This window comes from Methylobacterium sp. 142-1Y (assembly GCF_057747795.1).
Genome location: NZ_CM173224.1, coordinates 1666591 through 1682288, shown reverse-complemented (window position 1 = coordinate 1682288; position 15698 = coordinate 1666591). Strand labels below are relative to the sequence as shown.

The following is a 15698-nucleotide window of genomic DNA, read 5'->3' as shown; positions in this document are numbered from 1 at the left end:
GGCGGATAGGGGCTGCGCGTTGATCCGTGCCGAGGCAATCACGCCTCCTTGACGGTTCGGTGACGGCCTCGCGGTCGTTCTGCCGGCTCAGGCGGCCCGCACGCGCTCCAGGAAGCGGGAGACGCCCCGGCGCAGGTCCTCGGACTGGTGCGACAGGGCCGAGGCCGCGGCGAGCACCTGGTCGGCGGCGGCGCCGGTCTCGCCCGCCGTACCGGCGACGCCGTCGATCGTCTCGGTCACCCTGCGGGCTCCCGTCGCCGCGTGCGAGGCGTTGTGCACGATGTCGCGCGTGGCGACGCCCTGCGCCTCGACCGCGGCGGCGATCGAACGCGTCACGGTGCTGATCTCGCGGATCCGCGCGTCGAAGCCGCCGATCGCCGACACCGCCTGCGCGGTCGAGCCCTGGATCCGGGCGATCTGCGAGGAGATTTCGTCGGTGGCCTTGGCGGTCTGGTTGGCGAGTTCCTTCACCTCTGCGGCGACGACCGAGAAGCCCCGCCCCGCCTCCCCGGCCCGGGCCGCCTCGATCGTGGCGTTGAGCGCCAGCAGGTTGGTCTGGCTGGCGATGGTGGCGATGATGCCGACGACATCGCCGATCTTGCCCACCGCACCGTTCAGTTCCTGCACCAGCTCGGCCGTGCGGCCGGCCTCGTCGGTCGCGGTCCGGGCGAGGTCCGCCGAGGCGGAGGCCCGGCGCCCGATCTCGGCGACGGATTCGCCGAGCCGGCCGGCGGCGTCGGCGACGCCGCCGACATGCCCGGACACCTCCCGGGCACCGCCCGAGGCGGCGCCGGACTCGTTCGTCGTGCGGGTCGCCGCCGCATTCATCGACCGGGCGGTCGCCTGCAGCTGGACCGCCGAGGACGACACCGTGTCGACCACGCCGCCGATCGTCGCCTCGAAGCTGTCGGCCATCTCGCGCATCCCGGCGAGCCTCTGCGTCTCCGCCGAGAGGCGCGCCTGCGCGGTCTCGGCCTCGAGGCGGCGGGCCTGACTCATCGCGTCCTTGAACACCCGCATGGCCTCGGCCATCTCGCCGATCTCGTCGCGACGCCCGAGCCCGGGCACCGCGACGTCGAGCCGGCCGGCGGCCAGCTCGCCCATGCCGCGGGTCATCGCCCGGATCGGCTGCAGCACGCCGCGGACCACGCAGACGAGGCCGAAGATCGACAGGGCCAGGGCGGCGGCGAGGATCGCGCCGTTGCGGATCACCATCCGGCCGGCCTCGTCCTCGAGTTCCCGCGCCCGCTCGACCATCACGTCGAGCGCGACGTTGGCGAGATCGACGATGGTGCCCTGGTTGTCGGTGTCGCGACGGCGCAGGTCCTGGATCGAGATGCCGACCGGCCGGCCCGCGCCCAGGGCCTCGGCCAGGGCGCGGCGCTCCTCCTTGGCGGTGGCCGAGAAGTTGCGCGCCTGCGCGGTCTCGAAGGCGACCCGGATCGGTCCGTCCGACACCCGGCCGATGGCGTCGATGGCGCCGGCCCAGGTCTGGTCGAGGCGCCCACGCTCCTCGGCCGCCGTCAGGGTGGCGGCGGGCGACCACGAGGCCGGGTTCGCCACGCCGGTCTGCAGTCTCAGCGCCGCCCCGCCGGCCGCCACGCGGGTCGCCCAGGCGGCCCGCTTGATCAGCCTGGCGGCGCGCAGAGCCGGATCGGCGGAGGCGATGGCGGTATCGACCGTGTCCGTCGTCGCGGTCAGGCCGTCGAGCAGGGCCCCGTAGGCGGCCGTCGCGTCGGCGAGGATCGACGGCTCCCGGGCGGTCCGGGGCCGATCCAGGGCAGCGTCGATGCGCGGGCGCAGGGCGGCCAGCGCGCCTTGCGCCTCGCGCAAGCGGCCGATCGTGCCGGCGACGCTCCGCAGGTCGGTCCCGTCCAGGGCGGCGATCACCTCGGAGAAGCCTTTGTCGGCGGTGGCGCGCCCCTTGGCCAGGGAAGCCCGCATGTCGGGATCCGCCGGCGCCTCGACGCCGAGCGCCGTGAGGGCGGTGCCGCGCTCGATGCGGTTCGCCAGCAGCGTCCCGAGAAGGGCGCGGCTGCCGACGGACAGGGTGACGACCTTACCCGCCTGCGCCTGCTCGCGGGCGGCGCCGACGAGCGCGCCGGCGGCCTGAGCGATCACCAGCACGCCCATGAGCCCGAGAACGATGCAGAGCATCCAGGAGACCGAAATCCTGGTGATCGACGGTCGGGCAAGGGAGAGGTTAGCCGGGTTCGTCATGACGGGCACCGCCGATCGGGATCTTGATGAGGCGGACCTTGCCCGGATATCGGTGAACCTTCCCCTAAGACAGGAACGGGGAACTGATGTCGGCTCCAGCGCAGCAAGAGACGACAATGCCGGATTTCATTTTTTTTACGCGACGTCAATCGACGACACGGCGATGCGCATCGGCGGTCGGCTCGATGGCCCGGGTGGCTCAGTCGAGGCCCGGCTTGCCGCCTCTCAGCTTCTTCACGTCGCCCCGCCGGCCCTTTTCCTCCAGCCGCCTCTTCTTGGAGGCCAGCGTCGGCCGGGTCGGGCGGCGCGGGGTCGGGGGCACGGCGGCCTCGCGGACGAGGTCGGCCAGGCGCTCGCGAGCCTCGGCCCTGTTGCGCTCCTGGGTGCGGTGGTTCTGCGCCGTGATGACCAGCACCCCATCCGACGTGAGCCGCCGCCCGGCGAGCTTCATCAGGCGGATCGCGACGGCGTTCGGCAGCGCGGGCGAGCGCCGCACGTCGAAGCGCAGCTGTACCGCGGACGAGACCTTGTTGACGTTCTGGCCGCCCGGGCCGGAGGCGCGCACGAAGCTCTCCTCGAGCTCGGACTCGTCGAGGGTGATCCAGGGCGTGCATTCGAGACCCACGACGGCGCTCCCGAGAACGGTTTCAGGTGCACCTCACGAAACTCCCGCTGCACCGACGCTGCCATCGCGGCCGACGACGGCGACAGGGAGTTTTGTGAGAGACACCAAGGCCGCCGCCATCCCACGAAACGAATGCGCGCGCTACATCGGAGGGCGTGCCCAAGAATTCTCTCCCCAAACGCCCCCCCGATCCGTCCCCCGCGCTCCCCGCCGCCTTCGCCGGGTGGTTCGCCGCGCGCGGGTGGGCGCCCCGGCCGCACCAGCTCGCCCTGCTGGCGGCGGCGCAAGCCGGGCGCTCGGCCCTGCTGGTGGCGCCGACCGGGGCCGGCAAGACGCTGGCGGGCTTCCTCCCCACCCTGGTCGACCTGGCGGAGGGGGACGACAAGGGAAACGACAAGGGCGGCTTGCACACCCTCTATATCTCGCCGCTCAAGGCGCTGGCGGTCGACATCGCCCGCAACCTCGAAGCGCCGGTGGCCGGGATCGGGCTGGAGCAAAGGATCCGGATCGAGACCCGCACCGGCGACACCCCGTCGCACAAGCGGACCCGCCAGGTCGCGCGCCCGCCGCACATCCTGCTCACCACGCCCGAGCAGCTGGCGCTGCTGGTCGCCCATCGCGAGGCGGCGGAACTGTTTCGGAATCTCAAGCGGGTGGTGCTCGACGAGCTGCACGCGCTGGTCACCTCGAAGCGCGGCGACCTCCTCAGCCTCGGCCTCGCCCGGCTGCACCGGCTGGCGCCGGGCCTCGCCACGACCGGCCTGTCGGCGACCGTGCGCGAGCCCGATGCATTACGGCGCTACCTGGTACCGCAAGGATTCGGGCAAGTGCCCGAATCGGCGATGGCCGACCTCATCACCGTCCAGGGTGGCGCGCGCGCCGACCTGCACATGCTGGAGACCGGCCGCACCCTGCCACTCGCCGGGCACACGGCGTGGCAATCGATGCCGGCGGTCTACGACCTGATCCGGCGGCACAAGCTGGTCCTGGTCTTCGTCAACACCCGGCTCCAGGCAGAGTACACCTTCCAGGAACTCTGGAATCTGAACGACGACGGGCTGCCGATCGCGCTCCATCACGGCTCCCTCGACGCGACGCAGCGCCGGAAGGTCGAGGCGGCGATGGCCGCGGGCGTGCTCCGGGCCGTGGTCTGCACCGCGACCCTCGATCTCGGCATCGACTGGGGCGACGTCGATCTCGTGATCAATATCGGGGCGCCGAAGGGGGCGAGCCGGATCATGCAGCGGATCGGCCGGGCCAACCACCGGATGGACGAGCCGTCGAAGGCCTATCTGGTGCCGGCCAACCGCTTCGAGATGCTGGAATGCCGCGCCGCCCTCGACGCCGTCGAGGAGGCGGCGCAGGACACGCCCGATCCGCGCATCGGCGCCCTCGACGTGCTGGCCCAGCACGTGCTGGGCATGGCCTGCGCCGGGCCGTTCTCCGAGGACGACCTCTACGACGAGGTCCGGGCCGCCTCCCCTTACGCCGACCTCACCCGCGAGGATTTCGGGCTCGTCCTCGACTATGTCGCCACCGGCGGCTACGCGCTCCGGGCCTATGAACGGTTCGCCAAGATCCTGCGCGGACCGGACGGGCTGTGGCGGGTGCGCGATGCCCGGACCGCGCAGCAGTACCGGATGAATGTCGGCACGATCATCGAATCGACGAAGGTCAAGGTGCGGCTCGCCCGGCGCAACCGGACCAAGCCCGGCGCCGTGCTCCCCAGTGGGGGCCGCGTGCTCGGCGAGATCGAGGAGGATTTTGCCGAGACGCTGACGGTCGGCGACACCTTCCTGTTCGCGGGCGAGATCCTGCGCTTCGAGGGCCTGCACGAGGACGAGGCGCTGGTGACCCGTGGGCCCCCCGGCACCGATCCGGCGATCCCGAGCTATGCCGGCTCGAAATTCCCGCTCTCGACCTTCCTCGCCGCCCGGGTGCGGGCGCTGATCGCCGACCCGTTCGAGTGGGACCGGCTGCCGGCCCAGGTGGCGGATTACCTGGTGCAGCAGCGCCGCCGCTCCGTGCTGCCGGGCCCGCGCGACCTGCTGGTCGAGACCTTTCCGCGCGCCAACCGCTACTATCTCGCCTGCTTCCCGTTCGAGGGGCGGCTCGCCCACCAGACGCTCGGCATGCTCTTGACCCGGCGCCTGGAGCGGGCCGGGATGCGCCCGCTGGGCTTTGCCGCCAACGATTACGGCCTCGCGGTGTTCGGCACCCGCGACCTGTCGGAGCGCATCGGCCGCGAGCCCGGCTTCCTCGATGGGCTGTTCGCCCAGGACATGCTCGGCGACGACCTCGAGGAATGGCTCGACGAGTCCGCGATGATGAAGCGCACCTTCCGGCAATGCGCGGTGATCGCCGGGCTGATCGAGCGCCGTCATCCGGGACAGCGCAAGACCGGCCGGCAGGTGACGATCTCGACCGACCTGATCTACGACGTGCTGCGCAAGCACCAGCCCGGCCACCTGCTGCTGCGGGCGGCGCGGCAGGATGCGGCAACCGGACTCCTCGACGTGGCCCGCCTCGGTATGATGCTTGCGCGCATCCAGGGGCGAATCATCCACAAGGCCCTCGACCGGGTCTCGCCGCTCGCCGTGAACGTGATGCTCGAGATCGGGCGCGAACGGGTCTACGGCGAGGGCGCGGACGAGATCCTGGCCGAGGCCGAGGCGGCGTTGCTCGACGAGGCGCTGGCCTGACGTGACACACCGGAGGGCGCCCCGCTCCGAGAGGAAAGACGACGATCGTGGCGCTGCCGCTGAAGCTCGAGAAGACCCACAAGACCCCAGGCAGCATGCTGGCCGGAGAGACCCTCGCCCTCGATCTCAGCGGCGGGTTATGGCTGCCGGAGCACCGCACCCTGGTGGTCTCCGACCTGCACCTCGAGAAGGGCTCGGCCTTTGCCGCCCGCTCGGGCCAGTTCCTGCCGCCCTACGATACCCGCGAGACCCTGGCGGCCTTGCACGAGGCGGTGGCCCGCCTCGACCCGGCCTGTGTGGTGTGCCTGGGCGATTCCTTCCACGACGCGCAGGGGCCGTCGCGCCTCGACGTCGCCGACCGCGCGCTCATCGCCGCCCTGCAGGAGGGGCGCGACTGGGTCTGGATCTCCGGCAACCACGACCGGGCGGTGCAGGACGGCATCGGCGGCCGCTTCGCCGACACCCTGACCGTCGGCGCCCTCACGCTGCGGCACGAGCCCGCGGCACACCCTGAGACGGGCGAGGTCGCCGGCCACTTCCATCCGGTCGGCAAGGTGGCGATGCGCGGCCGTGCCGTGCGCCGGCGCTGCTTCGTCCTCGATGCGACCCGCCTGGTGATGCCGGCCTTCGGCTCGCTCACCGGCGGGCTCAACGTGCGATCCGATACCTTCGACACGCTGTTTCCCGGCGGGTTCACCGCGCACCTGATCGGGGATGGGCGGGTCTTCGCGATCGGCCGGACGATGCTGACGCGGGAGTAACAGGCGGCGGCGGGGGGCAGCCGGTTTGGCTTGGTGCGGTCATTCCACTGTCCCTCCCTCGACCTCATCCTGAGGTACGAACGGAGTGATACCAACGGTCGTTGGAAACGACCTTTGGTTCCGCTCTCGAATTTTCGCCAAGCCTCTGGCTTGAAATCGAAAATTCGAGATGGGTCAATGGCCCGATGCGTCAGCATCTTGGGCCATTGGTATGAGCCTCGAAGGAGGGCTCCAAAAACCACCGCGATCTCTGGAGCCCTCCTTCGAGGCCTCCGCTTTGCTCCGGCACCTCAGGATGAGGTTGCGGGTGGGTTCGGGACAAGATGGTTCGATCGTGACGAGGCGCACGGGCCGTCACGCCGCCCCCCAAATCCCCGCCGCCAGCAACGCCACACCCGCCACCCCCGACAGAACCAGCCGCAACCGCCCGAGCCACGCCGGCACCAGCCCGCGCCGCGGCAGATCCTGGTCGACGAGGCCCCAGGCGAGGACGAGGGCGCCGAGCACCCTCAAGTCCCACGGCGCCGGGGCGAGCAGGGCCGCCCAGGCGACGAGCGAGGGCAGGACCGACACGGCGTAGTCGGCACCCTTCCCTTCCGGCGAGGCGGCCGCCGCGCCCCAGCGCAGGCCGCCGAGGAACGAGGCGATCACGGCGCCATAAGATGCGAGCAGCGGGCGCGGCGCGACTCCGAACAGCGACTGGCCGAGGATCACGAGGGCGCTCAGGCCGACGAACGGGATCAGGCCCGCACCCCCGAGGATCACGGCGGCGGGGGGTGCGGCAGAGGGTGCGCGAAATGGCATCAGTCTCTCCGGAAGATCACGCTGGCGAGCCAGCCGGAGATGAGCGCGAGAGCGCCGACGGCAAGCCCGTAGGCCGGCGACCAATCGCGGGCGAATGTCGCGAGGCCCTGCTCGATGCCCGACTTGACGAGGTCGAACCGCGCCTCGTGCCGGGCGAGCGGCACGCCGCCGGCGAGCAGCACCACCTCGACGTCGTAGGCGCCGACCGGCGCGGTAGCGGGCAGCGGCGCGGTGGCGCGGAAGACCGACGGCGCCAGGAACCGTACCCCCGCCTCGCTCTCGGTGAACAGACGCTCGCGCCGACGCAGGCGCAGCAGGGCTTCCCGGAAGGGATCGTCCGGCGCCGGCGCCGCCAGGGTCAGGTCGGGGGCGGCGACGATCGCCGCGAGGCCGAGCCGTAGGCGCCGACGCGTCGCCTCGTCGGCGATCTCGGGCAAAGGGCGGGAGGAGAGGACCGCCAGGAAGCTCGGCACCTCGGCGAATTTCTGCTGCGCCCGATTGACCCAGACCGGCCCCAGCGCCTCCTTCTCGCGCACCGTCAGCGCTTGGCGGGGCCCGCGGATCGTTACCGCCACGTCGTAGCCGCCGGAGCGCGCCCCTGACTGCCCGTCACGCTCGACGGCGCCGAACACCGCCACCGAGGCACCGGTATACGACGAGGTGACGGCGAGCCGGGTGAACGACAGGCTGACCACCAGGGATTCCGCCCGTGCCGGGCCGATGGCGAGCAGGGCCAGGATAACGATGGGCACGGCGCGCATCAGCGCGCCTCCATCCTTGGCAGGAACGGCGCGCATCAGCGCGCCTCCATCCTTGGCAGGAACGGCGCGCATCAGCGCGCCGCCATTCCTGGCGAGAACGGCGCGCATCAGCGCGCCTCCATTCCTGGCGAGAACGGCGCGCATCAGCGCGCCTCCATTCCTGGCGAGAACGGCGCGCATCAGCGCGCCTCCTGGACCACAATCGAGAACGGCTCCGCGGGGCGAAGGACCAGTTCGACCGCGAAGCGCAGGCCGACCGCCAGGACCAGGATGGCGAGGAGGAACCGGAAGTAGTCCGAGCGCAGGTTGCGCCCGGCTCGCGCCCCGAACTGCGCCCCGAACACCCCTCCGGCGATCAGGATCACCGCCAGCACGATGTCGACCGCCTGATTCTGCACCGCGTGCAGCACCAGGGCGACGAAGCTCGTGCACAGGATCTGGAACTGCGAGGTGCCGACCACCACGCCCGTCGGCACCCGCATCAGGTAGAGGAGCGCCGGGACCAGGATGAAGCCGCCGCCGATGCCCAGAACCGCGCCGGCAAAGCCCACGAACAGGGCGAGGCCGAGGATCGGGATCACGCTGGCATAGAGCCGCGAGCGCGGAAACCGCATCCGCAGCGGCCAGGCCATATAGGCGGCGTGGTCGCCGCCGAGCCGCGCCGGGCGGGGGCGGCCGCGATGCCGCGCCCAGGCGCTGCGCAGCGATTCCGCCAGCATCAAGCCGCCCACCACCGTGAACAGGGTGACGTAGGCGACCGTGATGACGAGATCGAGCTGGCCGGCCCGCCGCATGGCGGCGAAGAACCACACGCCCAGGCTCGTCCCGACGAAGCCGCCGAGGACGAGGACGAGGCCGAGCCGGAGGTCGAGGGCGTTGCGCCGCAACGCCGCCAGGACGCTGGTGGTCGAGGAGGCGACGATGGGCGCGGTCTGGGTCGCGACGGCGATCGCCGGCGGGATCCCCATCACGATCAGGATCGGCGTCATCAGGAAACCGCCGCCGATGCCGAACAGCCCCGACACGAAGCCGACCGCCGCGCCGAGCCCGAGCAGGACCAGGACGCTGACCGGCATCTCGGCGATCGGAAGATAAATCTGCAACGACGGGAGGGTCCGGGGCGGCGGGATCCCCGATCTAGACCATGTCGGCGCACCGAGGAACCCGCGGCGCCGACGGGCGCGGACCGTACCCGGTCCGCGCCCGTCGGCGGATCCTGCCTCCGCGACTACACCTTGCCGGTGCCCGTCCCGGTCCCCTTGCCGACGCTGAGGGGCGGCGGCGCGCCGATCAGCGAGATGGCACCCGGATTCGCCGCGGTCTCGACGCGGGCGGCCGGCGGATCGTTCACGGCTGCGTCGGGCGTCTTCGCCTTCCAGGCTTCGGCGGCGTTGCGGGCGGCCGCCAACTCCTTCGGCGCCAGCTTGCCCGCCACCTCGTCGCGCTTGCGGCCGGCATCGTCGTCGCCCTGCCCTGCCGCCGCCGCGAACCAGCCATAGGCCTGGGGCAGGTCCTGGGTGACGCCGAGGCCGCGGGCGAGCAGCACCGCGAGGTTGTACTGGCTGTCGCGCACCCCGTATTCGGCGGCCTTGCGGAACCAGGTCGCCGCAGAGGTGTAGTCGGGCTTGCCGCCGGCGCCGCCGGATTCGGCCAGCATCACCGCGAGGTTGTGCATCGCCCGGACATGGCCCTGCATCGCCGCGCGGCCGTACCAGAGCCGCGCCTTCTCCTGGTCGCGGACCAGGCCGAGACCCTTCTCGTACTGGCTGCCGAGGCGGTACTGGGCCGGGGCGTAGCCGGCGCCGGCCAGGCGGTCGAACAGCTTGGCGGCGAGCGCGGTGTCGCGCGGCAGGCCACGGCCGTCGACGGAGCGGCTGGCGAGTTCGTAGATCGCCGCACCGTCACCTTCGAGGGCGGCCTGGCGCAGGGAGCCGGCCCCGGCCGGGACGCCGGCGAGGTCGTGGCTCAGGGACGCCATGTCGGTCACCCGCGGCAGCGCCGGGTTGGCTGCGGGAGCAGCCTTGGCCGCGAGGGCGGGCTTCGCGGTCTCCGGGCCGGCCTCGGCGCCCTTCTGGGGGGTCGCCTCGGGCTTGGCGGCCGCCGGCTTCGCATCCGCGGCCTTCGTGTCGGGCACCCTGGTGTCGGGCACCTTGGTATCGGCGACCTTGGCGTCCGGCGCGTCGGTGGCCGCGACCGGGGGCGTGCCCTTGGGCAGGGCGAGCGCGCCGATGGCCTGCGTGGTCGCCGGATCGACCGGCGCGGCGGCCTCCTGGGAGACCTTGGGCGCGGCGACCCGCGACCCCGAGTTCTGGAGGGCCTGCAGCGTCCCGAGCGCCAGCACGATCGCCGCGATGCCGAGGAGCAGCGGCCGGCGACGGCGCTCGATCGCGGCCCGCAGCCGCTCGACCAGGCTGCCCTTGGCCTCGCCGGTCCGCTCGACGGCGGGCGGGGTCTGGCCGGCCCCGGCGGCCTCGGCCGCGGCGGCCTGGGCGGCGCGGCGGGCGGCCGCGATGAAGCTCGCCTTGATGTCGCCGGCCGGCAGTTCCGGAGCCGGGGAGGCCTCGCCCTGCGGCTGGCGCGGACGAAGTGCGCCGGGCTCGATCATCTCGTCGGCCGGGCTCGGCGTGCCGGCGCGGGGCGCGTCCGGCCGCCGGGCCGGGCGCGCCTCGGGCGCCGGCGCGGTGGTCTCGCGCAGCGAATCGCGCAGGTTGCGGGCGGTGCGGGCCGGGGCAGCGTCGGCGACCGGCGCGGCCGCCTCGCTCCGGGGCGCGCCGTCGAGATGGGTCAGCCGGGAGACCAGCTGCTCGAGGGCGGAATGCACGCCCTCCATGGTGGCCTGGAGCCGCTTGTCGGAAGCCGCCTGCTGCGCCCGCATGTCGGCCAGGACCGCCTGAAGCCCGCCGAGGCCATCGGAGACGGACGAGTCCTTGCGCTCGGCGCCGATCGAGTCGGCGACGCTGCGGGCGGCGCGCTCCGCGGCGGCCTGGATCGGCGCCTCGTCGCGCAGGAGCGCGACCTGGGCCAGGAGGTCGCCCATGGTGCGCTCCAGGCCCGCCAGGGCCGGGTCGCTGCCCCGGGTGTCGATGCGGCCTGCGAGCGCCAGCACCTGCCGCTCGAGGCCGTCCAGGGCCTCGCCGCCCGCCCCCTGCCCGACCCGGTCGAGCTTGTCGGCGAGGCCGCGCAGCATGCCGTGGATCGACGCGAGGTCGCTGCTCGGCAGCGCCGGCTGGCGCAGGGCGTCGCCGATCTGCTCCAGCCGATCCATCACGTCGCCGACGGTGGTCACCGCCGCGACCTGATCGACCTTGGCCGAGAGGGCGTCGATGCGGCCGAGGATGGCGCCGGTGGCGTTCGGCTGCTCGCGCCGCTCGGCCCGCAGGTCGTCGAGCTTGCGGTCGAGCTCGGCGATGCCCTGCGCCAGGGCCGGCGCGTCGGCGCCGGGCGCCCGCACGCCCTCGCGGATCTCCTCCAGCAGCGGCCGCAGCTCGTTCATCAGGGCCGGGCTGTCGAGCATGCCGTTCCCGAGCCGGGTGACGGTCTCGGTGAGTTCGTCGACCGACTGGGCGAGATTCTGCACCCGGGCCGGCTCGGCGAGAACCGCGAGCCGGCCGCGGATCTCGTCGAGTTCGCTGAACAGCTTGGCGATCGCGTCGCGATCGGCGAGACCGGCGCGGTCGCCGCCCATCGCCCCGTCCACCTGCTGGGCCAGGCGCTCGACGTCCTGGGCCACGCGGGCATGGACGTTGGCGGCGACGTCCTCGGCGAGGCGGCCGACCTGGACCCGCATCAGGTCGATCGGCCCGGCGATGGCGACGAGGTCGGCCGGCTCGCGGGCCCGCTGCACCTCGTCGGCCAGGGTGCGGACCGCGTGCTCCAGGGTCACGAGGTCGCCGCTGGTGGCGAGCGTGCCGATCGAATCGCGCAGGCGCGAGGTCTCGGCCTGCAGCCCGGCGATCGCCGGGGAGAGTTTGTCGGCGGCGGCCTCGGTCGTTTCCATCACCCGGGCGAGGTCGCGCCGCAGGCCGTCGACCAGGATCTCCTGATCCTCCTCGGGGGCGCCGTCGTCGAGCTGCTGCTGGCGCTGGCGGATTTCCGCCACCGCGGCGGCGAGGCTGTTGGGCGCAGGCCGGCCGCGCCGGCCGGCCGGCCGCGGTGCGGCCTCGAGCGGGGCGCTCTCGGCGAGATGGGCCTCGATGCCTTGCACCGCCTTCGCGACGGCCTCGTCGGCGGCATCGCGGCTCGCGCCGATGCGCTGGTCGATCGCGTCGAGGCGCCGGCCGATCGCCGCCACCGCCTCGATCAGCTGCGGGTCGCCGGCCGGAGCGCCGGCGAGCGCGGCGGCCTGCGCCGAGGGAACCTGAAGCGGGGCTGCCTGCACCCGAGTCGTCTGGACCGGCGCCGGCTGGAGTGAATTGGTCTGGAGCAGCGCCGGCTCGGCCGCCTGCTCCGGGGCATGGCCCCGCCCGTGGCGCGGCCGTTGCACCCGCGGAGCGTCGTTCTGCCAACTCCGCTCGGGCCGCCGGGGCTCGGCGATGTCGGCCCCCTGGAAAACGTCCTGCCGCGTGCGCCGAGAGCCGGCGGTGCGGCGCGATTGCTGGCGTACGCCCGCACGGGCCGAGCCCTCGCTGATCGCCTCGGCGAGCCACTCGTCGACGGACAACCCGGCGCGGCGTGCAGCCTCGCGGGCGGCATCGCGCAACTCCGGGTCGAAAGCGTCGAGTGTAGGAGCGGTCCGTCTCATAGCGGGCTCTGCGCAAGGGGCCGAAGGATCTCGCGGACAGGCGCCGGCTCGTCACCGGCAGGAACCCCGCGCCCCGCTCGATCCTGAAGATCCGGTCAGTGGCAGCGGCCTGAAAAGGTTCCTGTCGGCACTTTCGAGCGGCAGGGTAAATAAGCAGTTAAGCGACGACCTTGCGTCCGCTCATGGGCAGGACGGACCTTCGCGGGACCTCCGCGGGACCTCCGCGCGCGCGAGGATCGCGACGAGATCACCGTGGTCCGCTCGAACCTCCGTTCGGGCAGGTCGGGACTCCCCCGATCGTTGCGCGCGCAACCCAATGATGGTCGATTTATGCTCACAACTCCCGCGCGAACTCCTGCGTTCGCGGCGGGCATTTCGGGCTGCGCCTGCCGATTTTTGTCCACATAACGGTAATGTGATTTATGTCATAAGCGATTGGCACATATGGTATTTTACCGTAAGTAACACACGCTCAAGTTGACGTTACCTTTCCCTTAGGTAGGTCATTTGACCTTCTTTGTGTCACAGAGGCGTCCGTGGGGCGTCGCTGGTACGGACAGTGCGCGTGTCTCAACGGGGGAATCGGCATGGCTTATGATCGGCAGACCGAGGGCAGCAGGGGGGCGCCCGCTCGCTCCGGCGGGTCCGCTTCGCGCACCGGCCGGCCGGCCGGACGCTCGACCGCTCCGGCGACTCTCACCATCGGCGACCTCGCCGAGGAGTTCGGCGTGACGCTGCGGGCTCTGCGCTTCTACGAGGCGAAGGGTCTGCTGCATCCGCAGCGCCGCGGCACCACCCGCCTCTACACCGAGGATGACCGTTCGCGCCTTGCCACCATCCTGCGCGGCAAGGAGCTGGGCTTCACCCTGCGTGAGATCGCCGCGATGGTCGACGGCGACGAGCTCGCCGAGGCCGGCCCCGGCGCGACCCTCGCCCTCTCGCCGGCCCAGGTCGCCGAGCAGATCGCCCATCTGGAGAACCAGAAGGCGGAGATCGAGCGGGCGCTCGAGGCCCTGCGCGGCTACGGCAAGACCGTCGCGACCGCCTGAGCGGCGCGCGAACCAACCGGGCGGCGCTCTGCGGGGGCGGGCGCCGCCGGGATCGAGCCATCCAGGTTCGACCCCTCGATGTCGAATCGTCAACCGTGTCACCGGTGAAACCTGGCCACGCGCCGGACCACCCCTTGCCGTTCCACACCGAGATAGTTTACATATGAACTATCTCGCCGCGGGAATCGCCGCGGACCAAGCGTGGGAGCGGGGGAAACATGCCGAGCTACAAGGCGCCGGTGGAGGACGTGCTGTTCCTCCTCAACGACGTGTTCGGATTCGCGCGCTACAGCAACCTGCCCGGCTTTGCCGACGCGACGCCCGACGTGGTCGAGGCCGTGATCGCCGAGGGCGCGAAGCTCTGCGAGGAGGTACTGGCGCCCCTCAACCGCATCGGTGACACGGAGGGCTGTACCCGCCACCCCGACGGCCGCGTGACGACGCCGAAGGGCTTCAAGGCCGGTTACGACGCCTATGCGGGCGGCGGCTGGATGGGCCTGTCGATGCCGGCCGAGTATGGCGGCCAGGGCCTGCCCCACACCCTCAACAGCGTGATGCAGGAATTCGTGTCCGGCGCCAACACCGCGCTCGGCATGTATCCGGGCCTGACGCAAGGCGCCATGGCGGCCCTGCTGGTCCACGGCTCCGAGGAGCAGAAGCGGACCTACCTGCCCAAGATGATCGAGGGCACCTGGACCGGAACGATGAACCTGACCGAGCCGCATTGCGGCACGGATCTCGGCCTGCTCAAGACCAAGGCGGTCCCGAACGGCGACGGCTCCTACGCGCTCACCGGCACCAAGATCTTCATCTCGGCGGGCGAACACGACCTGTCCGAGAACATCGTCCACCTGGTGATCGCCCGGATCGAGGGCGCGCCTTCCGGCACCAAGGGCATCTCGCTCTTCGTGGTGCCGAAGTTCCTGGTCGGGCCCGACGGGACCGTGGGTGCCCGCAACGGGGTGTCGTGCGGCGCCATCGAGCACAAGATGGGCATCCACGGCAACGCAACTTGCGTGATGAACTACGACGGCGCCACCGGCTGGCTCGTCGGCGAGGCCAATCGCGGCCTCAACGCGATGTTCGTGATGATGAACGAGGCGCGGCTCGCCGTCGGCATCCAGGGCCTCGGCCAGTCCGAGGTCGCCTATCAGAACGCCGTGGCTTACGCCCGCGACCGGCTCCAGGGCCGGGCGCTCACCGGCGCCGCGGCGCCCGAGAAGCCCGCCGACCCGATCATCGTCCATCCGGACGTGCGCCGGACGCTCATGAACATCCGGGCCTTCAACGAGGCCGCACGGGCGCTCGTGATCTGGACCGCGCTCCAGGCCGACATCGCCCACCGTTCCGAGGACCCGGCCGCCCGCCAGGCGGCGGAGGACCACATGGGCCTCCTCACCCCGGTGGTGAAGGGCGTCCTGACCGACCGGGGATTCGCCAACGCGGTCGATGCCCAGCAGATGTTCGGCGGCCACGGCTACATCGAGGAATGGGGGATGTCGCAATTCGTGCGCGACGCCCGCATCGCCCAGATCTACGAGGGCGCCAACGGCATCCAGGCGATGGACCTGGTCGGCCGGAAACTGCCGCGCGACGGCGGCCGGGCGATGATGCGCTTCCTCGCCGAGGTCGAAGGCTTCTGCAAGGAGAATGCCGGGGACGAGACCCTCAAGGTGTTCTGCGCGCCCCTGATGAAGAGCCTCGGCCACCTGCAGCAGGCGACGATGTGGCTGATGCAGAACGCCATGGCGAAGCCCGACAACGCGGGTGCCGCGGCAACCGACTACATGCACCTGATGGGTCTCGTCGCCATGGGCTACATGTGGGGCCGGATCGCCAAGGCGACGGCCGAGAAGAAGATCTCAGGCGAGGGCATCGCCGAGCGCCTGGATGCGCGGCTGGCCACCGGCCGGTTCTACGTCGAGCGCGTGCTGCCGGAGACCGGCACCCGGCTCGCCCGCATCTCGGCCGGATCCGACGCCGTCATGGCGGTGCCGGCGGAGCTGTTCTAGGCTCCGGCCCGTATCCACGGAGC

10 protein-coding genes are annotated in these 15698 nt (G+C 71.9%); 4 read left to right on the top strand and 6 right to left on the bottom strand.

The window, feature by feature from the left end; translation table 11 throughout:
• Nucleotides 1-87 precede the first annotated feature (87 nt).
• Nucleotides 88-2220 carry a methyl-accepting chemotaxis protein gene (locus tag AC3AOF_RS07745; RefSeq protein ID WP_488348138.1) on the bottom strand — a complete coding sequence of 711 codons (2133 nt, stop codon included), beginning with the start codon at nt 2218-2220 and terminating at the stop codon, nt 88-90.
• Between the two features lie 199 nt (nt 2221-2419).
• Nucleotides 2420-2845, bottom strand: a complete 426-nt coding sequence (gene arfB, locus AC3AOF_RS07740) for an alternative ribosome rescue aminoacyl-tRNA hydrolase ArfB (RefSeq protein WP_236991318.1) — start codon at nt 2843-2845, stop codon at nt 2420-2422.
• A 155-nt stretch (nt 2846-3000) separates the two neighbouring features.
• Between arfB and AC3AOF_RS07735 the strand changes: the two genes are divergently transcribed.
• The gene (locus AC3AOF_RS07735; RefSeq protein WP_488348137.1) at nt 3001-5547 is read left to right on the top strand and encodes a ligase-associated DNA damage response DEXH box helicase; all 2547 of its coding nucleotides are present in this window, start codon (nt 3001-3003) and stop codon (nt 5545-5547) included.
• A 47-nt stretch (nt 5548-5594) separates the two neighbouring features.
• Complete coding sequence (gene pdeM, locus AC3AOF_RS07730; RefSeq protein WP_236991320.1) at nt 5595-6308, top strand: ligase-associated DNA damage response endonuclease PdeM; 714 nt, start codon at nt 5595-5597, stop codon at nt 6306-6308.
• 354 nt (nt 6309-6662) lie between these two features.
• On the opposite strand, the gene AC3AOF_RS07725 is transcribed toward pdeM, so the two are convergent.
• The 4 genes from AC3AOF_RS07725 to AC3AOF_RS07710 all read right to left on the bottom strand — a co-directional run bounded on the left by AC3AOF_RS07725 (nt 6663) and on the right by AC3AOF_RS07710 (nt 12614).
• Entirely contained in the window at nt 6663-7112 is a 450-nt protein-coding gene (locus AC3AOF_RS07725) for a DUF3429 domain-containing protein (RefSeq protein WP_488348136.1), read from the bottom strand.
• Complete coding sequence (locus AC3AOF_RS07720; protein ID WP_488348135.1) at nt 7112-7981, bottom strand: TIGR02186 family protein; 870 nt, start codon at nt 7979-7981, stop codon at nt 7112-7114. Before AC3AOF_RS07720 ends, AC3AOF_RS07725 begins: the two co-directional genes overlap by 1 nt.
• Nucleotides 7982-8052: 71 nt before the next feature.
• The gene (locus tag AC3AOF_RS07715) at nt 8053-8976 is read right to left on the bottom strand and encodes a sulfite exporter TauE/SafE family protein (RefSeq protein ID WP_236991323.1); all 924 of its coding nucleotides are present in this window, start codon (nt 8974-8976) and stop codon (nt 8053-8055) included.
• A 125-nt stretch (nt 8977-9101) separates the two neighbouring features.
• Complete coding sequence (locus tag AC3AOF_RS07710; protein WP_488348134.1) at nt 9102-12614, bottom strand: SEL1-like repeat protein; 3513 nt, start codon at nt 12612-12614, stop codon at nt 9102-9104.
• Between the two features lie 587 nt (nt 12615-13201).
• Here AC3AOF_RS07710 and AC3AOF_RS07705 point away from each other — a divergent pair.
• Nucleotides 13202-13663, top strand: a complete 462-nt coding sequence (locus tag AC3AOF_RS07705; RefSeq protein ID WP_236991325.1) for a MerR family transcriptional regulator — start codon at nt 13202-13204, stop codon at nt 13661-13663.
• Nucleotides 13664-13881: 218 nt separating this feature from the next.
• Entirely contained in the window at nt 13882-15675 is a 1794-nt protein-coding gene (locus tag AC3AOF_RS07700) for an acyl-CoA dehydrogenase C-terminal domain-containing protein (protein ID WP_488348133.1), read from the top strand.
• Nucleotides 15676-15698: the final 23 nt, after the last annotated feature.